Raw genomic sequence first — 26,279 nt, 5'->3', positions numbered from 1 at the left:
GATCTACGGCGTGCCGGCGGGCAGTCTCGGCATCGACCTCGACGTCGTCGCCAACGGCCCGGATCCGACCGACGGCAGCAACGGCGGCGATCGCGTGCCGAGCGCGCTGGTCTACGCGCAGTGGCAACAGAACACGGTCGTGCTCGGCACGGCCGGTTACACGCCGGGCAGCGGCGCGAGTTCGGCCGGCTGGACCCTGCAGTCCGGCGCCAACGGGCAATACCGCATCGAGTTCTACATGAACGACGACAACGCGTCGGGCGGCAAGGTCTTTCTCGGCGAAACCGGCGCGACGACGGATGCGTCGGGCCTCGCCGCCGGCACTGCGTCGCTGGCGCCGGGTTCACCGACGGACACGCGCGGCAAGTACATCACCGCGACGGTGACCGACCTCAAGCCGACCGATCCGGCCGCGTCGGAACCCAATCCGCCGGGCGCGAGCGCGCCGGGGCCGGCCAACAACACGTCGGAATTTTCCGCACCCGCGCGCGTGCCGATTCCGGGATCGGTGCGCGTCGAGGCGGCATCGGTTGCGCTGACCGTGCCGGAGACCGTCGGCACCGTGATCATCAACGTCGAGCGCTTCGGCGCGAGCGAAGGCGCGGTCGACATCGACTACACGACCGTCGACGGCAGCGCCGTGCAGCCCGGCGACTACGCACTCACGAGCGGAACGCTGCACTGGAACGACGGCGAGAGCGGGCCCAGGCCCATCGTGATTCCGATCGTCGCCGACCTCGTTCCCGAGCCCGCGCAGACCTTCACGGTACAGCTGTCGAATCCGCAGGGCGGCGTCGACCTCGCCACGCCGACCGGCGCGACCGTGACGATCGATGTATCCGTGCCGGTGACGCTGCAGTCGTTCGACATCGAGTAGGCGCAGGTTGGGTTGAGCCGCAGGCGAAGCCCAACCTACGAATCCGGCAGTGTCAGACGTCCCCGTCCGCGAGCCAGCCTTCGCCGCTGCCGCGCTGGAACACGTGGTCGCCGGCGAGCACGTTGCCGGCGGCGATCGACGGCTCGGCGGCGAGGCGCGCGTAGATCGGCGTGAAGTCGGGCCGCGTCGCGTCCATCAGCTGTTCGTAACTGTCGATGACGAAATAGGTCTTCTGGTAGGTGTCGATGCGATAGCGCGTGCGCATGACGCGTTCGAGATCGAAACCGATGCGGTTCGGCGCGGCCGAATCGAGGCAGTAGATCGACTCGCCCTTCGAGCTGACGATGCCGGCGCCGTAGATGCGCAGGCCGTCGGGCGTGTTGATCAGGCCGAATTCGACCGTGTACCAGTACAGGCGCGTCAGATTGACGAGCGCCTCGGGGCCGATCGCCGCGGCCTTCACGCCGCCGCAGCCGTAGGCCTGCATGTAGTCGGCGAACACGGGATTGAGCAGCAGCGGCACGTGGCCGAACAGGTCGTGGAACAGGTCGGGTTCGGACAGGTAATCGAGCTGCTCGGGTTTCCGGATCCACCAGGTCACCGGGAAGCGCCGGTTGGCCAGGTGTTCGAAGAAGGTCAGCTCGGGCAGCAGGCCTTCGACCGCGATCAGCGTCCAGCCCGTCGTGGCTTCCAGCACGCGGTTCAGATCGCTGAATTTCGGAATCGCCTCGGCCGACATGCCGAAGCGCTCCTGGTTCTCGACGAATTCCTTCGCGGCGCGGCCGACCAGCAGTTCGCGCTGGCGCTGGAACAGCGTGGCCCAGGTGCGGTGGTCCTCGGCGGTATAGGTTTCCCACGGCTGCTCGATCACGCGCGTGGTATAGACCGGCACGTAGCCCTTGTCGGTGAGCTGATGTTCGACGCGTTGTGCGGCGCTCTGCATGGGCGTTCTCCGGGGCGCGGCAAGGTCCGCGCGACGGCCGCAGTGTAGGACTCATCCGGCGCAACAGGGTTGCTTTGTTGCGCCACCGGCCGCTGTCGGCGCAAGATTCGTTCGCAATTCAACGTTACTGAGCAACTTCATGGCAGAAACCGAGCTGGACCGGACCGATCTGCGCATTCTTGAAGTGCTTCAGCATGACGGCCGCATCACCAATGCCGACCTCGCCGACAAGGTCAGCCTGTCGGCCTCGGCCTGCCTGCGGCGCGTGCAACGGCTCGAACAGGCCGGCGTCATCAGCGGCTACGCGGCACGCGTCGAACCGCGCGCCGTGGGTCTTGGCCTGCAGGCCTTCGTGCGCGTGCAGCTGGCGCGCCACGACGCGCCGTCGATCGAGCATTTCATCCGCCGCGTCGCCGAATCGCGCGAAGTCGTAGCCTGTCATGCGCTGACCGGCGACATGGACTATCTGCTGCACGTCGTCGTCGAAGACCTCGACCATTTTTCGCGCTTCCTGCTCGATCGCCTGCTCAACGACTCGGGCGTCGCCGACGTGAATTCGAGCTTCGTGCTGCGCACCGTCAAGCAGACCGGCGCGCTGCCGCTGTAGGATCCGGCTCAGTCGACGGCCACGCGCACGCCGGCCGGGCCGTCGCAGCGCAGCCAGCCGACGAGCCGGGTGCTGCCGGCGCGCAGCGGTTCGTCGCGGTCCGGCTCCAGACGCCAGGCCGTTCCGCGCATCAGCCGATAGCCGTTCGCGCCGTCGCCGGCGGTGCAGCGGCCGTCGACGGCCAGCGCCGCGCGCGGCGCGTCGAGCGTGCCTTCGCTGTGCAGCCAGACGTCGATGACGCCGGTGTCGCCGGTCTGCGTGACGACGCGCAGCGCCGGCTGCAGCGGCTGGCCTTTCACGACGGCGCGCAGCGTGCGCAATGCCCAGGCGCGTTCGTCGCCGTCGCGGGGCAGCCGGAACCAGGCGACGCCGGCGAGATTCGGATGACGCTGCGCGCGCAGTTCGCGCAGCCAGGCCTCGATCTCGCGCGGATCGACGCGCACCTCGCGCGTGACGGCGCTGCGTGCCGGCAGACGCTGTTCGCTCTCGACCGCGACGACCGCGCCGCCGGCGTCGAGCTTGAGCCGCGCGCCGTAGGCCGGCAGCGCGACGAGAAAGGGTTTCGCGCCGCTGCGCCTGGCCCACACGGCGACGCGCCGCTGTGCGGTCGCGCCGTCGAACAGGCCCTGCGCCGGATCGTCGACCGCATGGACCTGCAGCACGCTCGCGTCGACCTGCGCGAGCACGGCGTCGAGCGCCGGCGCGTCGCGCCAGGCCGGCAGCGCCGTGATCGTCAGCGTGTCGATGCCGCCGACGTCCGCACGTATCCGCGCGAGCAGAGCGGCATAGGCGTCGAGCTGCGCCGTCGCGCAGTCGTGATCGATTTCCAGATCGAAGCGCGCGAAGCCGTTGCGCCGCAGATGTTCGCCGCGTTCGCGCAGTGCCGTCAGGAAGGCACCGAGCCGGTCCGGACCGATCGCCGCGGCGCCCTCGATGCGTACGACCAGCGTCACCGGCAGGCCGGCCGCGCGCAGCGCATCCCAGTCGATGTCGGGGCTCGTCGCGCCGCCGGTCCCGAACTGCAGCGCGAGCACGCGCAGCGAGGTCGCGAAGGTCTTCGACTCGGCGACCGCATCGCGCAGCGCCGGATCCCAGACGCGCTGCCAGACATAGACGCTGTGCGGCAACGCCGGAGCCGCACGTTCGGCGCAGGCGCCGAGCAGCACGGCGATCGACGCGAGCGCGATGGCGGCGAGACGCTCAGTGCAGCGTCGGCGGCGTGTCATCGTCGCGACGGCGGCGCGGGAATTCGAGGACCACGCCGCGTTCGTCGGGCAGGCGATGCCAGAGCACCGGCACGCGGTCGGGCCGCGGCAGTTCGTAGGTGTCGGCGTCGTTGACGATCTCGGCCTCGAGTTCCCAGCTGGGCTTGGGCAGCGCCGCGGGCGGATCGCGCTTCTGCCAGAGAAACGCCGCGATCGCACCGGCGAGCGCGCCGCTCAGGTGCGCTTCCCAGGACACGCCGGGCTCGCGCGGCAGCACGGTCGCGACCATGCCGCCGTAGAGGAAGAACACGATCAGCGCAACCGCGATCGCGTACCGGTCGCGGCGCAGCAGGCCGATCACGAACAGATAGAACATGAGCCCGTGCGTGATGCCGCTCGCACCGATGTGCCAGGACGGCCGGCCGATGAGCCAGAGTCCGATGCCGCCGGCGATCCAGATGAACGCGAGCGCGCGCCACGAGCCGCTCGGGTAGTTGAAGCGCGCGAGCGCCAGCAGCACCGCGAGCGGCACGCTGTTCATGATCAGGTGTTCGTAGGAGCCGTGGACGAGCGGCGACGTGAGGATGCCGGTCAATCCGTACCATTCGTGCGGACGCACGCCGAAATCCGTCAAATCGAGTCCGGCGAGACTCTCGAAAATCTTCACGATCCAGAGCACCGCGACGAATGCGAGCGCGAGCAGACTTGCGCGTTTCAGCTGCGGGGTTTCGCGGATCGGTATGGCGGCGGTCGTGTCCATCGCGGCGACGTTGGGGCGGCGTGGTGCGGGACAAGAGCCGACCACGACGTTATGCAGGGGTGGGCGCGTCCGGCCTCGGCTAGTCTCGGCAGGTTGCCCGGGAGAGACCATCATGCCGTCGATTCGCTTTGCCGCCACCCTGCTCGCGCTGGCCCTGAGCGGCGCCACGCTCGCCGATCCGTCCGTCACCGGTACCGCCGATGCGCGCTTCAAGGCGCTCTACGAACGCGAGTGGGACTGGCGCCAGCGCGAGTACCCGCAGTTCGCGACGTATACCGGCAACCACAGCGGGGACGGCGAGCTCGGCCACGTCGACGAGGCGAGCCAGCGGCGCCGGCTCAAGGAACTCGAAGCATTCCAGCGCGAACTCGACGCGATTCCGGTCAGCGAGCTTTCCGCGCCGCAGCAGATCGACCATGCGATCTATCGCGAGCAGCTCGCGAACGCGATCGGCACTATCCGCGTGCGCGGCTACCTGCTGCCGATGACCTCGGATTCGAGCTTCTACGCCGACCTGATCCAGCTGCCCGAATCACATCCGCTCGCGACGCGCGCCGACTACGACAACTACCTCAAGCGCCTCGCCGCGATTCCGGCGTATTTCGACGAGCACATCGCACTGCTGCAGGAAGGCGTGAAGACCGGCATGACGCTGCCGCAGGTCGTGCTGCAGGGCCGCGACGGGCCGCTGCGCAGCATCGCCGAAGGCAAGGACGTCGAGAGCAACCCGTTCTACGCGCCGTTCAGGAAGTTTCCGTCGGCGATCGGCGCCGACGAAGCCGCCGCGCTGCGCAGCGCCGGCGAGAAGGCCGTGCGCGAGCAGGTCGTTCCGGCGTACGCGAAGCTCCTGAAGTTCTTCGTCGGCGAATACGTGCCGAAGGCGCGCAAGACGCTGGGGGCGTATCAGTTGCCCAACGGCAAGGACTACTACCGCCAGCAGATCCGCGAATACGTGACCCTGGACCTGAGTCCCGAGGAAATCCACGCGATCGGGCTCAAGGAAGTCTCGCGCATTCGTGCAGAAATGGAAAAAGTGATGAAGGACGCGAAGTTCGACGGCGACTTCGCCGCGTTCCTCGCGTTCCTGCGCACCGATCCGCAGTTCTATGCGAAGACGCCGCGCGAACTGCTGATGTACGCGAGCTACATCGCCAAGCGCATCGACGGCGAGCTGCCGAAATACTTCGCGACGCTGCCGCGTCTGCCCTACGGCGTCGCGCCGGTGCCGGCCGCGATCGCGCCGTACTACACGACGGGCCGCTACAGCCCGGCGCCGGCCGGCGGCAAGGGTGCCGGCTTCTACTGGGTCAACACCTGGAAGCTCCAAGCGCGTCCGCTGTATGCGATGACCGCGCTGACGCTGCACGAGTCGGTGCCGGGGCACCATCTGCAGGGCGCGCTCGCCGGCGAACAGGGCGAGCAGCCGCCGTTCCGGCGCTACAGCTACATCTCCGCATTCGGCGAAGGCTGGGCGCTCTACGCGGAACACCTCGGCGTCGAAATGGGCATCTACGAGACGCCGTACGAGCACTTCGGCCGGCTGACCTACGAAATGTGGCGCGCCTGCCGCCTCGTCATCGACACCGGCATCCACGCCAAGGGCTGGACCCGCGACCAGGCGCTCGCGCTGCTGCGCGACAACTCGGCGCTGTCCGAACACGAGATCACGACCGAAGTCGACCGCTACATCTCCTGGCCGGGCCAGGCGCTGAGCTACAAGCTCGGCGAGCTGCGCATCCGCGAGCTGCGCGCGAAGGCCGAACGCGAACTCGGCGCGAAGTTCGATCTGCGCGCGTTCCATGACGCGGTGCTGTCGCTCGGATCGGTGCCGCTGTCGCTGCTCGATCAGCGCATCGAGCGCTTCATCGCCGAGGCGAAAGCCGCGCCGTAACACTTCGTCGCCTCGATCGCCGGGACGGCGAACGAAAACGGGGCGGCCTCGCGGCCGCCCCGTGCATACAGCAGAATTGCTTTGTTGCTTATTTCGAAATGTCCACATCCTTGGTCTCGCGCAGGAACAGGCTGCCGACGACGAAGGTGAACAGCGCGACGACGATCGGATACCAGAGGCCCTGGTAGATGTTGCCGGTCGCCGCGACGAGCGCGAACGCGGTCGTCGGCAGGAAGCCGCCGAACCAGCCGTTGCCGATGTGATACGGCAGGCTCATCGAGGTGTAGCGGATGCGCGTCGGGAACAGCTCGACGAGCCAGGCGGCGATCGGACCGTAGACCATCGTCACGTAGATCACGAGGATGCTCAGCAGCACGAAGACCATGAAGCGATTGATCTGCGCCGGATCGGCCTTGTCGGGATAACCTGCCGCCGAGACGGCCGCGCCGAGCGACTTGGTGAACGTGGTGTTCTGTTCCTTGAACTGGTCGGGCGTGAGTCCGGCGCCGTCGAAGCTCGGAATGACCTGGCTGCCGACCTTGACGCTCGCGACCGAACCGGCCGGGGCCGCCTCGTTGACGTAAGGAATGTTCTTGCCGGCGAGATAGCCCTTCACGATGTCGCAGGAGCTGCGGAACGTCACGTGCGACTTGAGTTCGCCGGGCACGAACTGGAATGCGCACTGGCTCGGATCGGCGACGACGGTGACCGGCGCAGTCGTGCTGGCCGCGGCGAGCGCCGGATTGCCGTAGTGCGTGAGCGCCTTGAAGATCGGGAAGTAGGTCAGCGCCGCGATGAGACAACCTGCCATGATGATGGGCTTGCGGCCGATCTTGTCCGAGAGCCAGCCGAACACGATGAAGAACGGTGTCGCGAAGGCGAGCGCGCCGGCCATCAGCAGGTTCGCCGTTGTCGCGTCTATCTTCAGTGTCTGCGTCAGGAAGAACAGCGCGTAGAACTGTCCTGCGTACCAGACCACGGCCTGGCCGGCGGTCGCACCGAGCAGCGCGAGCAGCGCGATCTTGCCGTTGCTCGAGAAGAAGCTCTCGGTGATCGGCGCCTTCGAGCCCTTGCCTTCGGCCTTCATCTGCTGGAACAGCGGCGACTCGTTGAGCTGCAGCCGGATCCAGACCGAGATGCCGAGCAGCACGAACGACAGCAGGAACGGCACGCGCCAGCCCCAGGCCTCGAACGCTTCGCTGCCGAGCCACGTGCGGCAGCCGAGGATCACGAGCAGCGACAAGAACAGGCCGAGCGTCGCGGTGGTCTGGATGAAGCTCGTGTACAGGCCGCGCTTGCCCTGCGGTGCGTGCTCGGCGACGTAGGTCGCCGCGCCGCCGTACTCGCCGCCGAGCGCGAGGCCCTGCAGCAGTCGCAGCGTGATCAGGATCACCGGTGCGGCGATGCCTATGCTCGCGTAACTGGGCAGGATGCCGACGAGGAACGTCGACAGGCCCATGATCACGATGGTGACGAGAAACGTGTATTTGCGGCCGATCATGTCGCCGAGGCGGCCGAACACGAGTGCGCCGAACGGACGCACGGCAAAGCCGGCGGCGAAGGCGAGCAGCGCGAAAATGAAGCCGCTGGTCGGGCTCAGCGCGGTGAAGAACTGCTTGGCGATGATCGCCGCGAGCGAGCCGTAGAGATAGAAGTCGTACCACTCGAATACGGTGCCGAGGCTCGACGCAAAGATCACGCGCTTGTGGCCTTGGGTGAGCGGCGCTGCGCCGGTGGGTGCGGCGGAGCCGTAGGGAACGCTAGCCATCGTGATCCTCCTCAGAACGAGTACTTCGCCATGAACTGCAGGCGATCGATGTCACCTTCGGCGCCGCTCTCGAGCTCGCGGCGGCCCACCATGTATTCGACGCCGACATCGAGCTTCGGCAGCGGCGAATAGATCAGGTTGACGCGGAAGCTCTGCGAACTCTTGGTGACGCCCTGTCCGGTATAGGCGACCGGGTTGTCGTATTCGCTGCGGGCGTACATCACGTTGCTGCGCAGCTGCTTGGTGAAGATATGGCGCCAGGCGACGTAGCCCGCCCAACCGTCGATGGCCTCGAGGTCGTTGTTGCTGTCGAGCACCGAATCGGCGGTGACGCCCAGACCGATGTAGCGGCTGATGGAGCCGCCGGTCAGCTGGTAGCGGATGTCGTTCTTCTCGCCGAGATTCCACTTGCCGCCGAGCGTGAGCGCGCCGCCGAACTGGCTGTCCTCGATCGCCGGCGTCGTGCCCGCGGCCGGGCGGTCGACGCGCAGGTCGCGCAACAGGCCGCCGACGCCGAAGTGGCCCCAGGTGCCTTTCCAGGTGTAGCGCGCGGCAAGATCGGGCAGTGCACCGCGGTCGGAACTCGCGGTCGCGCCGCCGCCGCGCGGAATGATCGTCGTCTGCGGATCTTCGAGCGCGATCTGGAAGTTTCCGGTCGTGTAGCGGACCTGCGGCTGGCGCACGAAGATCACGCCGTCGGTCGGACCGATGAAGTCGACCGCATCGGGCAGCGCCGCGGTATCCATGAACGTCGACCAGGTCTGGCCGGCGAGCCACTTGTTCCAGTACGCGTAGGCGTGGCGGAGCGTCACGCCGTAGGTGTTCGTCGCGTTCTCGTTGCCGAGCGCACCGCCGAAGAAGTCGAATTCGACGAACGCGCCGAGCTTGTCGTTGTTCTCGGTGACCGTATCGATGCCGATGTTGACGCGCGAGAACTTGGCGCCCGCGTCATAGTCGGTGCTCGAGCCGCTGCCGCCGACCGGCGTCTGTCCCGGCACATAGAGATCGCGGCCCGAGGCCGAATCGGCGAGTTGCCCCGAGTCGGTGCGCGTGAGCATGAAATCGGTCTTCATGAAGCCGCCGATCTTCACCGTCGTGCCGGGATTCGCGCCCGGCGTCAGCGTCGTGACCTGGATCGGTGCCTTCACGCCGGGTGCAGCCGGACCGGCCGGTGCGGCAGCCGGGGCAGCGGCTGTCGCCTTTTTCTGCGCTTCGACCGCGGTCTTCAGGTCGGCGAGCTGCTGTTCGAGTTGCGCGATGCGGGCTTCGAGTGCCGCTTCGCTGCGGCTGTCGGCCTGCGCGGCGCCGCTCAAGGTCAGCAGCAGTGCAGCCGACAGTACGGTGCGGCGTAGTGAACAAAGTGATGAGAAAGCCATTGAACCCCTCCCAAGGCATGTGGCCGGCCGAGGTTGCGCTCGTGGGTTTTGGCCTTCCATTCGCCATTGGTCGAAGCACTGACGTATTTCGACTAAAGTCGGATTGGTTGTGCGCAAGCCTCGGATAGTGTTGATGCAATGCAGCAGGGGAGGGGCGCCCGCGGCGCGTTACTTTGCTGGTTTGTATGCAAATATAAAAAGGACACCGACATGTCGAGCAAGATCTACCCGGTCGATCCGGCCTACGCGGCGAATACCCGCATCACGCGCGAACGGTACGACGCGCTGTACGCGGAGTCGGTCGCCGATCCCGAGGGCTTCTGGGCGCGCGTCGCGCAGCGCATCGACTGGATCACGCCGTTCACGCAGGTCAAGGACGTCTCGTTCGCGGCCGACGATCTGCACATCCGCTGGTTCGCCGACGGCGCGCTCAACGTGTCGGCGAACTGTCTCGACCGGCATCTCGCGACGCGCGGCGACAAGACCGCGATCATTTTCGAAGGCGACGATCCATCCGAGTCGCGCCGCATCAGCTACCGCGAACTGCATGCCGACGTCTGCCGCGCCGCGAACCTGCTGCGCAACCTCGGCATCGCCAAGGGCGACCGCGTCGCGATCTATCTGCCGATGATCCCCGAAGCCGCGGTCGCGATGCTGGCCTGCGCGCGCATCGGCGCCGTGCACTCCGTCGTCTTCGGCGGTTTCTCGCCGGATTCGCTGGCCGGGCGCATCGCCGATTCGCAGTGCAAGCTCGTGATCACCGCCGACGAGGGCCTGCGCGGCGGCAAGAAGGTCGCGCTCAAGGCGAACGTCGACGAAGCGCTGACGCGCCCGGGCACGACGTCGGTCGAAACCGTGCTGGTCGTGCGCCGTACGGGAGCGCCGATCGCGATGCAGACGCCGCGCGACCGCTGGTGGAGCGCGCTCGTCGAGGAGCAGTCGACCGACTGCCCGCCGGCCGCGGTCAACGCCGAGGATCCGCTGTTCATCCTCTACACCTCGGGATCGACCGGCAAACCCAAGGGCGTGCTGCACACGACCGGCGGCTATCTGACGTACGTCAGCTACACGCACGAGTGCGTGTTCGATCTGCGCGAGGACGACGTCTACTGGTGCACCGCGGACGTCGGCTGGGTCACGGGACATTCCTACGTCGTCTACGGCCCGCTCGCGAACGGCGGCACGACCGTGATGTTCGAAGGCGTGCCGAACTGGCCCGACGTCAGCCGCTTCTGGCAGGTCGTCGACAAGCACAAGGTCACGATCTTCTACACCGCGCCGACCGCGATCCGCGCGCTGATGCGCGAGGGCGAGGAACCGGTCCGGCGCACGTCGCGCGCATCGATCCGCCTGCTCGGCACGGTCGGCGAGCCGATCAATCCCGAAGCCTGGGAGTGGTATCACCGCGTCGTCGGCGACGGCCGATGCCCGATCGTCGACACCTGGTGGCAGACCGAGACCGGCGGCATGCTGATCACGCCGCTGCCGGGTGCGATCGACACCAAGCCGGGCTCGGCGACCAAGCCGTTCTTCGGCGTGAAGCCCGCCATCGTCGACACGAACGGCGTCGTGCAGGAAGGTCCCTGCGAAGGCAATCTGATCCTCACCGATTCGTGGCCGGGCCAGATGCGCACTGTGTACGGCGACCACGAGCGCTTCATCGACACCTACTTCCGCACCTATCCCGGCGCCTACTTCACCGGCGACGGCGCGCGCCGCGACGCCGACGGCCACTGGTGGATCACCGGGCGCGTGGACGACGTCATCAACGTGTCGGGCCATCGCATCGGCACGGCCGAAGTCGAGAGCGCGCTCGTCGCGCACCCGAAGGTCGCCGAAGCCGCGGTCGTCGGCTGTCCGCACGACATCAAGGGCCAGGGCATCTACGCCTACGTCACGCTGAAGGCCGGCGAGAACGGCAGCGACGAGCTGCGCAAGGAACTCGTCGCCTGGGTGCGCAAGGAGATCGGCCCGATCGCCTCGCCCGACTATCTGCAATGGGCGCCGGGCCTGCCGAAGACGCGTTCGGGCAAGATCATGCGCCGCATCCTGCGCAAGATCGCGGAAAACGCGACCGACCAGCTCGGCGACACGTCGACGCTGGCCGACCCCGGCGTCGTGCAGAACCTCGTCGACCAGCGCCTGATCCGCGGCTGAGGCGAGACGCGAAACCACGCGGCCCTGGCAACGCGCCGGCGCCGCGCGGGCTCGTGTTGTTGCCCGCAGTCGCCGCGGATGCGATGCTCGGGCGCATGTCCGAGATCCTGATCGCCGACGACCATCCGCTGTATCGAGACGCGCTGCGGCGTGCGTTGAACCAGGCCGCACCCGGCGCGAACCTGTTCGAGGCGTCGACAGTGCCCGAGCTGCTGACGCTCGTCGAAGCGCACCCCGACGCCGAGCTGCTGCTGCTCGACCTGCACATGCCCGGCGCACGCGGCTTCTCGGCGCTCGCCCACCTGCGCGGCCAGCACCCGGGCCTTCCGGTCATCGTCGTCTCGGCCCACGAGGAAGGCAGCGTCGCGCGCCGCGCGCTCGGCCACGGCGCCGCCGGCTACATCCCGAAATCGAGTTCCGCCGACACCATCGTCGATGCGATCCGACACGTACGCGACGGCGAGATCTGGCTGCCGCCCGCGATGGGCGCCGCGAACATCCCGCTGAAAGACGACGAGGCGCAGATCGCCGCGCGCGTCGCCGAACTCACGCCGCAGCAGTTCCGCGTGCTCGCGATGATCGCCGAGGGCCTGCTCAACAAGCAGATCGCCTACGAACTCGGCGTCTCCGAAGCGACCGTGAAAGCGCACATGACCGCCATCATGCGCAAGCTCGGCTGCAACAACCGCACGCAGGTCGCACTGGCCGCAAGCCAGCTTGCGCTCGATCCGAATACGGCGTTGCCGCTCGCGGATTCGGACGAGGCCTGACGACGTGCCTATTCCTCAATCCGCTGCGGTGCGTCCGCTGCAGATTCCTCCTTCCGCAGCGCGATCCGCATGAGCGCCTCGTCGCCGTCACGGCCGGTGTGAAGGTCATGGAAGACAGCAGCTGTACTGCCGCGCGCGCAAACTGCCGGTCAGGATAAAACGCTCGAATTGAATATTCTGTACTTTTTAGTTTTTACCGACGACGAGATGCAGGCGCACACAACCTGACGGACGTCCGGGGCGGAAGCGGCCGGGCGTCGGCAAGGTCAGGCGCGTCTTGACGAGCCGCATGCCGGTTGCCTGCTCGAGCAAGCGCTTTCGCTCGTCCGTGCCTTCGTCACACGGGGACGAAGTTGCAGCCGTCGGCGAAGAACACCGACATGTTCGTCCCCGGCGATTTCAATAGTGCGTTGTCGAACGATTCTTTCGACGTCACGACGGCTGAATGGCCCCGGTCGTCTCGACTCATGCTCCCACCCGCGATGCAACATTTCTCCCCATCGCCGACAGCAGCGCCCGCAACGCCGCGGGCTTCACGGGCTTGTGCAGCAGCACGTAGCGGCGCAGTCGCGCGCGCTGCTTGAGTTCGGGGCTGCGGTCGGCGGTCAGCAATGCGGCCGGCGGCGCCGGACGCAGGCGGCTCTGCAGTTCGGCGAGCGCGTCCATGCCGTCCTGCAAAGTACCCAAGTGGAAATCGGCAATGATCAGGTCCGGGCGGCGAATGGCGATGGCCTGGTGCGCCTCGTCGAGCGTCGACGCGAGGTCGCAGGTCATGCCCCAGCGCGTCAGCAAGGCGGACATGCCTTCGAGAATTGCCGGTTCGTTGTCGAGACAGAGCACGTGCAGCGGCGTGAGTTCGCTGACCGCGGTTTCGCGCTCCGCGATCCGCGCGGTCGCGTGGCTGCGGCGCGCTACGATCGGCACGCGGATCGAGAAGCAGCTGCCCTTGCCGGGCTGCGACTGCAGGCCGAGGCGATGGCCGAGAATCCGCGCCATGCGTTCGCAGATCGACAGGCCCAGGCCGAGGCCCTGCTCGCCCCAGGGCGAGGCGTGATCGAAGCGCTGGAATTCATCGAAGATGCGTTTCTGCTGCGCCGGCGGAATGCCTGGGCCGGTGTCCCAGACCTGGATCAGCGCGTCGTCGCCGCGCGGCCGCACGCCGACGACGACGCGGCCGCTGCGCGTGTAGCGCAGTGCGTTGGAGATGAAATTCTGCAGGATGCGGCTCAGCAGATGCGGGTCAGTGCGCACGACGACGCGGCTCGCATGGATGCGCAGCTGCAGGCCGCGGCGCTCGGCGATCATCGCGAATTGCTGCTGCAGCGGTTCGATCACGTCGGCATAGGCGACGCTCGCGATGTCGGGCCGGTACTTGCCGGCGTCCAGCCGCGAAGCCTCGAGCAGCGCGTCGAGCAGCGTTTCGGCTGCGCGGAACGCGGTGTCGATGCGCTCGGCGAGCTGCGCGGCTTCCGCGTCGAGATTCGGCTGGTGGCGCAATGCGGATGTGAAGAGCTTCGCGGCATTGAGCGGCTGCAGCAGGTCGTGGCTCGCCGCGGCGAGGAAGCGCGTCTTGGACTGGTTCGCCGATTCCGCCTCGAACTTCGCGCGCTCCTGCGCGGCGAGCGCGGTGGACAGCTGCGCCGTACGCTGCGAGACGCGCTGTTCCAGCGTCTCGTTCGCCTCGCGCAGCGCCTGTTCGGCGCGCTTGTAGTCGGTGACGTCGGTGAAGGTCGTGACGAAGCCGCCGCCGGGCAGCGGCTGGCCGCGCATCTCGAGCACGCTGCCGTCGGCGCGCACGCGCTGGTAGACGTGCGCAGTGCCGGCGCGCATGTGCTGCAGCCGCTTGCTGACGTGGGTCTCGACGTTGCCCGGACCGCATTCACCGCGTTCGGCGTTGTAGCGGATCAGGTCGGCGATCGGCCGGCCGACGTAGACCGAGTCGTCGGGGTAGTCGAACATTTCCATATAGCGACGATTCCACGCGACGAGCCGCATGTCGGCGTCGACCACGCTGATTCCCTGCGAGATGTTTTCCATCGTCGTCGACAGCAGCTCGCGGTTGTAGCGCAGTTCCTGCGAGGCTTCGTCGAGCAGCGCGGCGGCTTCGCTGAAATCGAGGCCGGTACCGCGCAGCGCGCTGGTCAGCATGCGGCGCGCCGACGCCGCGCCGATCGACGCGGCGAGAATGCGTTCGCTGTGCTGCAGCAGCGGGCGGTCGGCGGCGGTGGCGTCCTGCAACGGCTTGCCGGTCGTCGTCGCGTAGTCGTCGAACGCGCGCCGCGCGCCGCGCTCGCCGATGATGCGTCCGACGATCGCGCGCAGGTCGCCGACGCTGACGCGACCGCGCCATTCGCCGGCCGCGCTCGTGCCGCGGTCGGCCGAAAGATCGAGGAAGCTCGCCGCGCGCAGGCGGTCTTCCATGCTGGGCCGGTAGCGCAGCGACAGGATCAGCATGCAGCCGGTGTTCGCGAGCAGCGACCAGAACGTGCCGTGCGTGAGCGGGTGCCAGCCGCTGAGCTGGAACAGCGCCTGCGGCCGCAGCCAGCTCAGCCCCAGCGGGCCGGTCTGCAGCCAGTGGCCGTCGAACCAGCCGGCGGCGGCGAGACTCGGCAGCAGCAGCGTGTAGCCCCAGATCGCGAAGCCGGCAAGGAGTCCGATCTGCACGCCGGTGCGACTCGCGCTGCGCCAGTAGAGCCCGGCGATGATCGCGGGCGCGAACTGCGCGACCGCGGCGAAGGACAGCAGGCCGATCGAGGCGAGCTGTTCGCCCTGCGGCATCGCGCGATAGTAGGCGACCGCGAGCAGGCTCAGCACGATGATGGCGGCGCGCCGGACGCCGAGCACGATGCTCGACAGGTCGTGGCGCTGGTCGAGTTTCAACGCACGCACCCGCAGCAGCAGCGGCATGACGAGATCGTTGGAGATCATGGTCGCGAGCGCGACGGAAGCGACGATGACCATGCCGGTCGCGGCCGAGAAGCCGCCGATGTAGGCGAGCAGCGCGAGCAGGTTGTTGTCGTTGGCGAGCGGCAGCCACAGCAGCCAGACGTCGGGCGTCAGACCCGTGCCGGCCGCCGCGGTGCGGCCGGCGGCGACGATGACCGGCACGAACAGGCAGAACAGCGCGAGATACAGCGGAAACAGCCAGCGCGCGCGGCGCACGTCCTGCGGGTCTTCGCATTCGACGACGCCGACATGGAACTGGCGCGGCAGGCAGAACATCGCCGTGAACGCGAGCAGCGTCTGGGCGACGAAGCCGTTCGGCAGCTGCCAGTCGAGACGCAGTTCGGCGACGGTCAGGGTGGTCCCCGACAGCTGCTGCGCGTATAGACCGATGATGAGGAACGCGATGAGCTTGACCAGCGATTCCGCGGCGACCGCGAGCACCATGCCGTGATGATGCTCGGTCGCGTCCACGCGCCGCGTGCCGAACAGGATCGCGAACAGCGCGAGCATCAGCGCAGTGTAGAGCGCCGAGTCCTGCAGCAGTTCCGGCGGGGGCACGGTGCGCGTCTGGCCCTTGCCCAGAACGCTGATGCTGAGCGCGACGGCCTTGTACTGCAGCGCGATGTACGGGATCGCCGCGGTCACCGCGATGATCGTCACCAGCGCGCCGAGCGCATGCGACTTGCCGAAGCGCGAGCCGATGAAGTCGGCGATCGAGGTGATGTTGTTCGCCTTCGCGACGCGCGTCAGGCGTTCGATCAGGCCGCTGCCGAACACGAACAGCAGTATCGGCCCGAGGTAGATCGGCAGATAGGCCAGCGTCGAATTCGCGGCGCTGCCGACGGCACCATAGAAGGTCCAGGACGAACAGTAGACGGCCAGCGCGAGGCTGTAGATCCATGGCCGCAGACCCGGCCGGCCCGGATACAGCGGGCGCGCGTCGCCCCAGTAGGCGACCAAGAACAGCACCGCGACATAGGCCAGGGAAACGAGCAGCAGGATCCAGCCAGGAATCATCGCAGCGCCCTCGGGGTCCGGAACGGGATTGTAGTGAACGGGCGCGGGTTTGCTTGACCCCGGCAACGGCGGCGGCCGAGGATGCGGCATGTCCGTCCCCGGCTCCTTCGCTTCCGCCGCCGTGCCGCAGCCGCTGGCCGACGACGAAATCCATGTGTGGCTTTGTGAACTCGACGGCGACGCGGCGGCGCGGCGGCGCGGCGCGCAGGCGTTTCTGCATCGGCTGTTGGCCGGCTATTGCGGTCGTGCCGTCGACGAACTCGTGCTCGAAGCCGGCGCGCACGGCAAGCCGGCGCTGGCTGGCGCGCCGCTCGCGTTCAATCTCAGCCATGCCGCCGATGCGGCCGTCGTCGCGCTCGCGCGCGGCGTGGAGGTCGGCATCGATCTGGAGTCGCCGTCGCGCCCTCGGCCCCATGCCGAACTCGCGCGGCGCTATTTCCGCGCGCGCGAGGCGGATGCGGTCGAGGCGGCCGCGGCAGACGAGCGCGAGCCGACGTTCCTGCGGCTGTGGACGGCGAAGGAAGCCGTGCTCAAGGCGATCGGTCGCGGCCTTGCGTTCGGGCTGGATCGCCTCGAATTCGACCTGGGCGCAAACCCGCCGCGGCTGCGACAGATAGCTGACGAAGCCGGCGATGCGACCGAGTGGCAGGTCCGCGCACTGCCGCTGCCGTTGCCGCGGATCGGCCATCTCGCATGGCGCGGCGAGGCTCGCCGTATCCGTTTTTTCCGCCCGGTCATACAGGCGTAATCGACGGCGCAAAACCAGTGCTGACGCCAGTTGTGGGCCACGGCTTAACGGGCTAACTTCCGGTTGAACACGAAACATCCGTGCGAGGATCGCCGTCGACATGTGGAAGCTGCTGCGCAATCTGCTGCTGTCGGCCGGAGTGCTGGCGCTCGGCGTCAAGCTGGCCTTGTGGCTGGCAGCCGGGCAGCAGGCGCAGTGGCTCGCCGACAGCCTGAAGCGCTGGGGCGTTCTGAGCTGGTCCGGCGCCACGGGTTCGTTCGACGGCGACATCAAGCTCAGCGGCGTCCAGTTCAAGCCGAATGCGGGCAGCGAGTTCGCCGGCTTCAGCGCGTCGACGCTCGAACTGCGCACGCCGGGGCTGCTGTGGCTGCTCGCGCGCGCGATCACGCGCGACGAGAGCATCCCGACCGAGCTCGGCCTGCGCGTGCGCGACGTCAATCTGCCGTCGCTGCGCAAGCTCGCCAACGCCAACGACCCACCGTGGTTCGGCGTGCAGAGCCTCGTTCCGTTCGAGACCTTCGCCTGCGGCGCTTCGAAGGAACTCACGCCGGCCGACTTCGTCTCGATGCAGGTGCAGCCACGCCCGCCGACCGTCGTCCTTCACTATCGCTACGACGCCGGCACGCAGAACCTCGAAGCCGATATCCGCATCGAAAATCCGCAGTTCGGAACGCTGGGGTTGCGCAGCGAACTGCGCCATATCAACGCGCAGTTCTTCGACAGCGCGGCGGCGCGCGAGGCGGTGCGGATCGCGTCGGCCGACTTCAGCTATGCGGACGCCGACTTCCTGCGCCGCCGCAATCAGTTCTGCGCGCGCGAGACCGGCGTGGACGTCGACGGCTTCATTGACCGGCACATCGCCGCAGTGCAGGAGCGGCTCAAGGTCTCGCACATCGTCCCCGCCGAAGGTGTCGTGGATATGTATCGCACGCTGCTGCGCGGCGGCGGCGACGTGAAGCTGCTGAGCCTGCCGCGAGAGGACATCGCGCCGGCTCAGTACGACACTTACGACCCCGAAGAAGTGTTGCGCTGGCTCAACCTGACGGCCCGGCACAATGACGCGCCGCCGGTACTGTTCAAGCTGTTCTTCCTGGCCGAACCGGTCGAAGCGCTGGCCGGCATCGATCTCGCACTGATGCACGATCCGCTGGCCGAACCCGAGCCGCAGCCGGAAACCGTGGTCGTGCGGCCGGAGGAGAATCCGGTGCTCGCGACGACGACGAATGCGCCGAAGCCCGGCACGCCGGCGACGGCACCGCCACTGGCCACGACGACGCCGGAGCCGCCGATCACGACGTCCGCGGTGACGCCGCTGCCGACGTCGCCGGTCAAGCCCGAAACGACAAAGGCGCCGCCGACGGAACCGGCGGCGGTGCCGGGCGACACCACGGCCGCGACACGTCCGGCGACGCGGATCGATCCGCGCCTCGATCCGCGTCTTGCCGGCCTGCCGTCGGCGCCGCCGCCGCCGCCCGGCTCGACGGCCGCGCTGGTCTGGCAGGGACCGCGCATCGACCGCCTGCCGGAGAAGACTGCGGCACGCGAGCGGCCGTTCGCGGTCATTTCATACGACGCGCTGAACGGTCAGACCGGCTCGCGCGTCGTGCTCATCACGAGCGGCGGCAAGGAGATCGAAGGCAAGGTCGCCGAAGTCAGCGCCGCCGGCGTGACGGTCAGCGTCAATCGCGAATCAGGCCAGGCGCGCCTGTTCGTCGAGCGCGCGCGTATTCTGGAGATTCGCCTCGCGCGTCGCGGATGAGCCGCGCGGTTCGCGCGATGTTGCGATATTTGCGCTTGCCTGCGACGGGCTGACATTCGTGTCCGTCGTGCTTTCAGCATGAACATGAACCCGACCGAGACCCGCACCGGTTTTGCCCAGGAAGTCGACGCGATGACGCTCGCGCGCGCGCGCCGCGGCGACGTCTCGGCGCACGCGGCGCTGTACCGGCTCTATGCGCGACCCTGCTATACGCTGGCGATGCGCGTGCTCGGCAGTTCCGCGAGTGCCGAGGACATCGTGCAGGACGTGTTTCTGAAGCTCATGGACGCGATCCGGCAGTACCGCGGCGACGCGCCGTTCGGGGCCTGGCTCAAGCGCATGACGGTCAATGCCGCGATCGACCAGCTGCGCAGTCAACGGCACATCGATCCGGACGATCCCGAGCGATTGTTCGCCAATGCAAGCGACGGCAGCGGATTTGCCGCATCGGACACGCACGACGTGATGGGGCTGCTGCAACGCCTGCCGCCGCGCGCGCGTCTGATCCTCGTGCTGCATGAAGTTGAAGGCTATACGCACAAGGAACTGGCCGAGCTGTTCGGCCAGACCGAGAGTTATTCCAAATCCATCCTGTCGCGCTCACTGCGGCGACTGCAGGAATGGTTGACCCCGAATACGAACCAAGTGGAGCTGGCGCCATGGCCGAGCCGGAGTTGAGTCTGAAGACGCTGCGCCTGGCCGCGCTGCCGGAGTTCGATCCGCCGCCGCAATTGTGGGCGCGCATCGAGGCGGAGCATCGGCGTCGTTCGCAGCGTCGTCGCATCGTGCGCTGGGGCGCGGGAATCGCGGCGGCGTTCGCGCTCGCAGCGGTGCTGCTGATGTCGCCGCAGCCGCAGGTCCGACCGGGCGGCAGCGCACTCGCGCTGCTCGAACACCGCTCGCACGAGCTCGAGCAGAGGTATGCGGGATTGAGTCAGATTGCCTCACCGCTGGAGAACGAAGCCGAACTGCGCGCGGTGGAACTGGCGCTGCAGGAGGCCTACGACCGCGGTGCGGCGGCAGAAGAGCTGATGCCGTTGTGGCAGCAGCGCAATGACGTGTTGACGAGTCTGATCGCGCTGGCTGCCGATGGCGCGCAGCTGACGCGGATTTGAGTGGAGAACATCGATGTCGATGCTTAAGCAGTCCCTGCTGACGGTGTTGGGAATGGCGCTGGCCGCGGCGGTTTCCGCGCAGCCGGTGCCGGCCGAACAGCGGCTCGGCGAAGAAGTCCAGCTGGCGCTCGTGCGGCTGATCGAATCAGGCGCGTTCGCCGACACCGCGGGCGAGAACATTGCGTTCACGCTCGACGAACCGGCGCGACGCGTGAACAACCTCGGCCTGCTCGTCGACAGCGCGAGCGCCGAGCGTGCGCGCGACGGCCTGCGCGTACTCGGCGTAACGCCGCGCAGCGCGGCGCAACGCATGGGCGTCAAGGCGGGCGATCGCATCGTCGCGCTCAACGGCACGAGTCTGGTCGGACTCGGCAGCGACCCGGCCGGTCATGCACAGGCAGCGGCGACGATGCGCACGCTCGTGGATGCGCAGGCAGACGGCGCGCCGCTGGAGTTCGAACTGCAACGCGACGGCAAGCCGGTGACGGTGCGCGGCGAGATCAGCAGCATCACCCTGCCGCCGATCCATCTGAAGGTCGGTCGCGACGAGTTGCTCGCGAGCACCGCGGTGGCGTCGCGTCGCGAGCCGGAGATCGGCGGCGCCGGCAGCGGCTGCGGACGGTTCAACGACTTCGACGTCGCGCCGCGCCAGCAGGATCTTTACGGCGCGAAGCTGCTGATGATCGACGGCGTCTCGACGGGCCCGGCCGGCGTGCACCAGTTCCGCGTCTCGGCCGGTACGCATACGTTGAAGCTCGCGGAGCTGATTCCGGCCAAGGTCTATCGCCGCCAGAATCCGACGCGCCTGGGCGACGGTCCCGAGATCAAGACGATGACCGTGACGGTCAAGGCCGACACCACGTATTACCTCGCCGCGAAGTTCAACGAGGACAAGCGCAACAGCCGCGTCAGCGGCGAATACTGGGAACCGGTCGTCTGGCGCGAAAAACCCGACAAATGTGGCTGAGGAACTTTCGCGCGCCGGAGGCGTCGAATTCCCCGCACTCCCTTCCACAGGTGCAACCGCAGCCACAGGGACGTGGCGCCCCTCTTCAGACCGCGGCCCGAGCCGCGGTTTTTTTCGTCATATGCTCTGTGACCGCGCACAGCGCGGCATGATGATCGCAGCGGCTATGCTTGCGCGTCATGCGTACCGCCATTCGACTATTGATCGCCGCCGTGCTCGGCCATGCGGCGGCGGCAGGCGCCCAGGACGGCGCCGCGCTGCCGGCACCGGCCGCGGACTATCTGGAACGCGCTGCGGCGCAGGGCAGCTGGTCCCAGGTGTCCGCCACCTATCTCTCGCACATGTCGGCGTCGCAGACGCGCTATCCCGCCACACCGGAGGCTGAGCCTGCCGCACGGCTGGCGCTCGGCGATGCATCGGTTGCGCTGACCGGCCTGCTGCTCGGGGATCTCGCGAGCAGCGGCCGGGTCCGCCTCGACGATCCGATCAGCCGCTACCTTCCGGACGGCTTCGCCTGCGCAGATGCGCGTGTCTGCGCGATCGGCCTGCAGGAGCTCGCCATGCAGACCAGCGGGCTCCCTCCGCTGCCGACGAACCTGTTTCCGTCGGACCCCGCCGATCCGTGGCGCGACTATCGCGAGGCGGATCTGCTGACGTTTCTGGCGAACTATCGCTTGCCGGCGCAGCCGCTGCCGCGCGAATCGCCGCTGGGCAATCTGCTGCTGGCCTGGCTGCTCGGACGCGCCCACGGCGATGGTTATGCGACGGCGCTGCGGGTACGCGTTTCGAATCCGCTCGGACTGCGCGACACGGGCGTCGACGGCGACTCCGGTCCGAGCGCGCTGCCGGCCCGCGTCCGGTCGAGTTCCGAGGATCTGGCGCGGCTCCTGCGCGCGATGCTGCGGCCCGGCGAGTCGCCGCTGCGCGCGGCGCTGATGCTGTCGCGGCAGCCCCGGGACAGCCGCGCGAACTGGGGTCTGGGCTGGCGCATCACGACCGTGCGCGCCGAAGAGCAGGAATGGCCGTTGGTCTGGCAGTCGGCGCAGCTCGGCGGTGAAACCGTATTCGTCGGCTTTCGTACCGACCAGCAGCAGGCCGTCGCACTGTCGGCGAACGGCGCGGCGAGTCTCGCGCCGCTGGGCCTGGCGCTGCTCAGAGCCGGTGCGCTGCCGCCACTTCCGCCGGCACCGGCGGCCGCGAGCTTCGATCCAGCCGAATTCGCAGGGCTCTACGAATTCACGCCGGGAGCTCAGCTCGTCATCCGCCCGAGTGCGTCGGGTTTGTCGGCGCAGATCAGCGGACGGCTCGCGCTGCGGCTCACGCCGCTGGCTCCCGACCTGTTCGCCGTCGACGGCGCGGCGATACGGCTGAGCTTCCAGCGTGATGCGCGCGGTCGCATCGACGCGCTGCGCTGGTCGGAGAACGGCGTGATCGTGCCGGTGCGCCGACTGAGCGCGCGCGCGCCCATGTTGCCGCGCAGCGAAGCTGCGCTGACCGCGGAGCGGCGCCGCGACTACTGCGGCGACTTCGCCGTCGATGCGGATGTAGTCGCGCGGCTTGGCTGTGGCGACCGGATGACGCTGCAGTTCAGTGGTGCGCAGGCGCGCGAGCTGTTCGCGTATGCGGACGACCGGTTCGCGAGCCGCGACGGCGAACTCGAACTCGCCGCCCGGCGCGCGCCCGACGGGCACGTTGCAGCGCTGACGTTGAACCTGCTCGGCAACGAGACGACGCTGGAACGCGTCGACTGGGCCGTGCTCCCGCCCGCGGTGGCGGCGGCCCTGGCGGACGAGCGGCGTAGGCGCGACGCGGCGAAAACAGCAGAGCGCGACGGTGCTGCCGCGGCTCAGGCCAGCCATGCGACGGCGCCCTGGGTCGTGGGTCTGCCGGTACCGCCACCGCCAACGCCGGCGGCACGGCCTTACCTTCCGCCGGGCGGAGCCGCGCGCACCGCGATTCCAGCAGCTGCGGCGATATCGACGCGTACGGCGCCTTCGACCGATATCGCCGACACACCACGACCGAACAAGTCCGCGAACGTGCGCCCGGCGCCGGCGGCGCCGCCGGCTCGTGTCGAGGCGCTGCCCGAGCGTTTCGAGCGCCCCCGATTCGCGCCGCGCGCGGACGAAAAACCGAAGGATTCGAGCCATGACGGTACTTAGCGTCAATTTGAACAAGATAGCCGTGTTGAGAAATTCGCGCGGCGAGGACGAACCCGACATCGGTCGAGCCTGCGACTGCGTGGTCGCCGCAGGCGCCGGCGGCGTGACCGTGCATCCGCGGCCGGACCAGCGCCATGTACGACCCGACGACGTGCGCGCGCTCGCGGCACGCATCGCGCGGCGGGTCGAGTTCAACATCGAGGGCAACGCGTTCGCCCCGGCGCGCGGCAGCTATCCGGGTCTGATCGCGCTCGTGCGCGAAGTGCGGCCTGAGCAGGTGACGCTCGTGCCGGACGGTGACGCGCAGATCACGTCCGATCACGGCTTCGACCTCGATGCGGACACCGCCTCGCTGCGTCCGTTGATTGCGGAGCTGCGCGCACTCGGCGCACGCGTCAGCCTGTTCGTCGATGCCGGGACGACCGCACTCGGTCGTGCCGCCGACATCGGTGCGGATCGCGTGGAAATTTATACCGGCCCCTACGCCAAGGCCTTTGCGGCCGGCGATGTCGACGAAGAACTCGAACGCTGCGTGGCGACCGCCGAGGCCGCGCGTACGGCTGGTCTCGGCGTCAACGCGGGACATGATCTCAATCAGGCCAATCTCGGCCGGCTCGTCGACGCGATTCCGTTCCTGGCCGAAGTGTCGATCGGCCATGCGCTGATCGGCGAGGCGCTGTATGACGGCCTCGCCGCGACGGTGCAAAACTATTTGCGGATCCTGCGTTCGCGCAGTCCCGCAGGCTGACCGCGGTTCGATTCGCGCGTGGGTGCGACGCGCGTACGGCGCCTCGCCGCCGAGTCCGGGTCATTGCCGCGGCGTCTCGATCGAGATTCCCTGAATGCCGCTCTGGCGTGCGAGCGCGAGTACGTCGATGAGGCGTTGATGCGGCACGGCCTTGTCAGGCGCCAGCTGCAACGTCGGCGTGTTCTCGCCCTGCCCTGCCCAGCTCAGGAGCTGCGCTTCGAGTTCGATCGGGCTCAGTGCCGCGTCGTTGAAGATCACCTGGCCGTCGGCCGCGATGCGCAGTTCGACCGTGCGCGATACTTTGCCGTCGCTGCTGCCGATCGGAAGTTCGATCTTCTTGGTCACGAGCGGGGCCGAGATCATGAAGATCAGCAGCAGCGCGAGCATGACGTCGATCAGCGGCGTGATGTTGATTTCGGCGAGCGGACTTTCGGTCGAGCGAACGGTCAGAGCGGACATGCGGCGGACTCCGGAACTGCCGAGGTTGGCGGCTCCAGCATAGCGTCGGCGCTCGCGTTGCCTAGCCGTTCGTCATGGTCGGGTGTTGCGAAGACTGCTCGTTGATTTTGCAACTGAGCCGCACGGACAAAAAAAAGCGCCCCGGTTTCCCGAGGCGCTTATCCGGCTCGCACCGGCAGGGTAGCGTTGGCGAGCGTAGTACAGGTTATTGCTGACCGCCGCGGGCACCCGGGGTAGTCACGAAGCCGATCTTGACCATGCCCTGGTTCTTCGCGTCGGCCATCACCTTCGCCACGATTTCGTAGCGCGTGTTCTTTTCGGCGCGAATCTGCAGTTCCGGCTGGACCGTCCTCTGTGCGGCAACGGCGAGCTGGGCCTTCAGTTCGAGATCGCTGATCGAGCTGTCGTTCCAGTAGAGCGTGCCGTCTTCCTTGATGGCGAGATCGATCGGCTCGACCGGTTCGTTGTTCTGCGTGTTCAACGATGCCTGCGGCAGATCGATGCGAATCTTGTGCTGCATCATCGGCGCCGTGATCATGAAGATGATCAGCAGCACCAGCATCACGTCGACGAGCGGCGTAACGTTGATTTCGGCCATCGGCGCGCCACCGCCGCCGCCACCTGAGCTGAATGCCATGGCTTACTTCCTCGCGGCAGGCGCCGCCGGAGCCGTGGTGCGTGCCGGTGCGGGAGCCGCACCTGCTTCGACGCGCGAACCGGTGGCAAAGAAGTCGTGCAGGTCGTGCGCGAATTCGTCGAAGCGCGCCAGGATCACGCGGTTCGAACGCACGAAGAAGTTGTACGCGAGCACCGCCGGAATTGCGACGAACAGACCGAACGCGGTCATGATCAGCGCTTCACCGACCGGGCCTGCGACGGCGGACATCGACGCATCGCCGGACGCCGAGATGCGGATAAGGGCGTGATAGATGCCCCACACCGTACCAAGCAGACCGACGAACGGACCGGTCGAACCCACGGTTGCGAGAACCGTCAGACCGCCTTCGAGACGGCCGCTTTCACGGGCCACGGCCTGGCGCAGCGCGCGGTCGATGAACTCGGAGCGGTTCAGCGCTTCGACAAGGCGGCTACCTTCGTGACGCTGGTGGTGGGCTGCAGCCGAAGCGCAGTCCAGCGCGATCTTCGAGAACGGTTCCGAAGCCGGCTGTTCTTCCATGAAGCGGATCGCTTCCTGAGCCGACGGCGTTTCCCAGAACGTGCGCATGATGGTGTTCATGCGTCCGCGGATAGCCGTGTTGCGGATCAGGTTCAGCACGATCCAGTAGATCGACATCACCGAGAACAGGCAGAGCGTCACGAAGACGATCGCGCCGACCAGATCGAAGTTCGGATTCGTCGGGTTGTAGTTCTGGATCAGGTGGCTGAAGCCCATTTCCTTCAGGGCTGCGGCATTGCTGTTGGTGCCGAGGGTCGGCGCAGCGGCAGCCGCTGCGTCAGCCGCCGGAGGAACGGACCCCGCCGGGGTCGAGGTGTCTTGGAACATGACGCTACCCTTGAATTAGTTGGATCGGTGGAAGTTACAGTTCGTTGAGGCTGAAGCGGAACGGAACCAGTGCCCAGCCCTCAACCGCAGCACCGTTTTTCTGACCGGGATTGAACACCCAAGTCTGCGCGGCATCAATCGCTGCGCGATCGAGTTCGCGAAATCCGGACGATTTCTCGACCTGGATATCCTTGGGCTTGCCATCCACGCCGACCAGCACGCGCAGCACGACTTCGCCTTCATGGCGCTGACGTACGGCCTGCGGCGGATAGCGCGGCGGACGAGCCTTGCGATAGCTGATGTTTTCGCTCGGCGCGATGTCGGCCGGCGGAGCGGGCGGCGCCGGCGGAGCCGGCGGCGGCGCCGGAATCGCCATCGGCGAGGCTTCCTCGACCACGACAGCCGGCGGCGGCTCCGGTGGCGGAGTCGGCGGCGGCTTCACTTTTTCGATGATCTTCGGCGGCGGCTTCTTCGGGGGTTCCGGAGGCGGCGGCGGCGGC

At 67.8% G+C, this 26,279-nt stretch carries 22 protein-coding genes; 12 read left to right on the top strand and 10 right to left on the bottom strand.

All coding sequences use genetic code 11. The features are described from left to right. A partial coding sequence (locus tag VLF18_RS10045; RefSeq protein WP_325279489.1) for a Calx-beta domain-containing protein occupies positions 1–877 on the top strand: 877 nt, incomplete at its 5' end. Positions 878–929: 52 nt separating this feature from the next. On the opposite strand, the gene phhA is transcribed toward VLF18_RS10045, so the two are convergent. Next, complete coding sequence (phhA, locus tag VLF18_RS10040; protein ID WP_325279488.1) at positions 930–1,820, bottom strand: phenylalanine 4-monooxygenase; 891 nt, start codon at positions 1,818–1,820, stop codon at positions 930–932. A 139-nt stretch (positions 1,821–1,959) separates the two neighbouring features. Between phhA and VLF18_RS10035 the strand changes: the two genes are divergently transcribed. After that, complete coding sequence (locus VLF18_RS10035) at positions 1,960–2,427, top strand: Lrp/AsnC family transcriptional regulator (RefSeq protein WP_325279487.1); 468 nt, start codon at positions 1,960–1,962, stop codon at positions 2,425–2,427. A gap of 8 nt (positions 2,428–2,435) precedes the next feature. Here the strand turns inward: VLF18_RS10035 and VLF18_RS10030 are convergent, their stop codons facing one another. Together VLF18_RS10030 and VLF18_RS10025 are read right to left on the bottom strand one after the other, a co-directional pair. Next, the gene (locus tag VLF18_RS10030; protein WP_325279486.1) at positions 2,436–3,653 is read right to left on the bottom strand and encodes a DUF3142 domain-containing protein; all 1,218 of its coding nucleotides are present in this window, start codon (positions 3,651–3,653) and stop codon (positions 2,436–2,438) included. Beyond that, complete coding sequence (locus VLF18_RS10025) at positions 3,628–4,392, bottom strand: rhomboid family intramembrane serine protease (RefSeq protein ID WP_325279485.1); 765 nt, start codon at positions 4,390–4,392, stop codon at positions 3,628–3,630. Before VLF18_RS10025 ends, VLF18_RS10030 begins: the two co-directional genes overlap by 26 nt. A gap of 112 nt (positions 4,393–4,504) precedes the next feature. Here VLF18_RS10025 and VLF18_RS10020 point away from each other — a divergent pair, with 112 nt between their 5' ends. After that, complete coding sequence (locus VLF18_RS10020) at positions 4,505–6,283, top strand: DUF885 domain-containing protein (protein ID WP_325279484.1); 1,779 nt, start codon at positions 4,505–4,507, stop codon at positions 6,281–6,283. A gap of 88 nt (positions 6,284–6,371) precedes the next feature. Here VLF18_RS10020 and VLF18_RS10015 read toward each other — a convergent pair whose 3' ends face one another. Continuing rightward, positions 6,372–8,051, bottom strand: a complete 1,680-nt coding sequence (locus tag VLF18_RS10015) for an MFS transporter (RefSeq protein ID WP_325279483.1) — start codon at positions 8,049–8,051, stop codon at positions 6,372–6,374. Between the two features lie 11 nt (positions 8,052–8,062). After that, positions 8,063–9,427 carry a DcaP family trimeric outer membrane transporter gene (locus VLF18_RS10010; RefSeq protein WP_325279482.1) on the bottom strand — a complete coding sequence of 455 codons (1,365 nt, stop codon included), beginning with the start codon at positions 9,425–9,427 and terminating at the stop codon, positions 8,063–8,065. A gap of 210 nt (positions 9,428–9,637) precedes the next feature. On the opposite strand from VLF18_RS10010, the gene acs reads away from it, so the two are divergent. Beyond that, positions 9,638–11,584 carry an acetate--CoA ligase gene (acs, locus tag VLF18_RS10005; RefSeq protein WP_325279481.1) on the top strand — a complete coding sequence of 649 codons (1,947 nt, stop codon included), beginning with the start codon at positions 9,638–9,640 and terminating at the stop codon, positions 11,582–11,584. A gap of 95 nt (positions 11,585–11,679) precedes the next feature. Beyond that, a complete protein-coding gene (locus VLF18_RS10000) occupies positions 11,680–12,354 on the top strand; it encodes a response regulator transcription factor (RefSeq protein ID WP_325279491.1) in 675 nt (224 codons plus the stop codon). Between the two features lie 465 nt (positions 12,355–12,819). On the opposite strand, the gene VLF18_RS09995 is transcribed toward VLF18_RS10000, so the two are convergent. Beyond that, entirely contained in the window at positions 12,820–16,317 is a 3,498-nt protein-coding gene (locus VLF18_RS09995; protein WP_325279480.1) for a PAS domain-containing hybrid sensor histidine kinase/response regulator, read from the bottom strand. An 88-nt stretch (positions 16,318–16,405) separates the two neighbouring features. Here VLF18_RS09995 and VLF18_RS09990 point away from each other — a divergent pair, with 88 nt between their 5' ends. The 7 genes from VLF18_RS09990 (at position 16,406) to VLF18_RS09960 (ending at position 23,816) form a co-directional block, all read left to right on the top strand. Continuing rightward, complete coding sequence (locus VLF18_RS09990) at positions 16,406–17,065, top strand: 4'-phosphopantetheinyl transferase family protein (protein WP_325279479.1); 660 nt, start codon at positions 16,406–16,408, stop codon at positions 17,063–17,065. A gap of 100 nt (positions 17,066–17,165) precedes the next feature. After that, positions 17,166–18,824, top strand: a complete 1,659-nt coding sequence (locus VLF18_RS09985; protein ID WP_325279478.1) for a hypothetical protein — start codon at positions 17,166–17,168, stop codon at positions 18,822–18,824. An 84-nt stretch (positions 18,825–18,908) separates the two neighbouring features. Next, the gene (locus tag VLF18_RS09980; protein ID WP_325279477.1) at positions 18,909–19,502 is read left to right on the top strand and encodes a sigma-70 family RNA polymerase sigma factor; all 594 of its coding nucleotides are present in this window, start codon (positions 18,909–18,911) and stop codon (positions 19,500–19,502) included. Continuing rightward, entirely contained in the window at positions 19,484–19,939 is a 456-nt protein-coding gene (locus tag VLF18_RS09975; protein WP_325279476.1) for a hypothetical protein, read from the top strand. Before VLF18_RS09980 ends, VLF18_RS09975 begins: the two co-directional genes overlap by 19 nt. A gap of 13 nt (positions 19,940–19,952) precedes the next feature. Further along, the gene (locus VLF18_RS09970; protein WP_325279475.1) at positions 19,953–20,906 is read left to right on the top strand and encodes a PDZ domain-containing protein; all 954 of its coding nucleotides are present in this window, start codon (positions 19,953–19,955) and stop codon (positions 20,904–20,906) included. 179 nt (positions 20,907–21,085) lie between these two features. Next, positions 21,086–23,068, top strand: coding sequence for a serine hydrolase domain-containing protein (locus tag VLF18_RS09965; protein ID WP_325279474.1), 1,983 nt, complete (start codon positions 21,086–21,088; stop codon positions 23,066–23,068). Then, positions 23,055–23,816 carry a pyridoxine 5'-phosphate synthase gene (locus VLF18_RS09960; protein WP_325279473.1) on the top strand — a complete coding sequence of 254 codons (762 nt, stop codon included), beginning with the start codon at positions 23,055–23,057 and terminating at the stop codon, positions 23,814–23,816. Before VLF18_RS09965 ends, VLF18_RS09960 begins: the two co-directional genes overlap by 14 nt. 60 nt (positions 23,817–23,876) lie before the next feature. On the opposite strand, the gene VLF18_RS09955 is transcribed toward VLF18_RS09960, so the two are convergent. The 4 genes from VLF18_RS09955 to VLF18_RS09940 form a co-directional block, all read right to left on the bottom strand. Further along, positions 23,877–24,275 carry a biopolymer transporter ExbD gene (locus tag VLF18_RS09955; protein ID WP_325279472.1) on the bottom strand — a complete coding sequence of 133 codons (399 nt, stop codon included), beginning with the start codon at positions 24,273–24,275 and terminating at the stop codon, positions 23,877–23,879. A 205-nt stretch (positions 24,276–24,480) separates the two neighbouring features. Continuing rightward, positions 24,481–24,912: a biopolymer transporter ExbD gene (locus tag VLF18_RS09950; RefSeq protein ID WP_325279471.1), complete on the bottom strand. Its 432-nt coding sequence runs from the start codon at positions 24,910–24,912 to the stop codon at positions 24,481–24,483. A 3-nt stretch (positions 24,913–24,915) separates the two neighbouring features. Beyond that, a complete protein-coding gene (locus VLF18_RS09945) occupies positions 24,916–25,668 on the bottom strand; it encodes a MotA/TolQ/ExbB proton channel family protein (RefSeq protein ID WP_325279490.1) in 753 nt (250 codons plus the stop codon). Positions 25,669–25,813: 145 nt separating this feature from the next. Further along, complete coding sequence (locus tag VLF18_RS09940) at positions 25,814–26,155, bottom strand: energy transducer TonB (protein WP_325279470.1); 342 nt, start codon at positions 26,153–26,155, stop codon at positions 25,814–25,816. Positions 26,156–26,279 lie beyond the last annotated feature (124 nt).

It is taken from the genome of Tahibacter sp. (genome assembly GCF_035481375.1).
GTDB lineage: Bacteria > Pseudomonadota > Gammaproteobacteria > Xanthomonadales > Rhodanobacteraceae > Tahibacter.
This window is presented reverse-complemented; position numbering and strand designations above follow the sequence as displayed.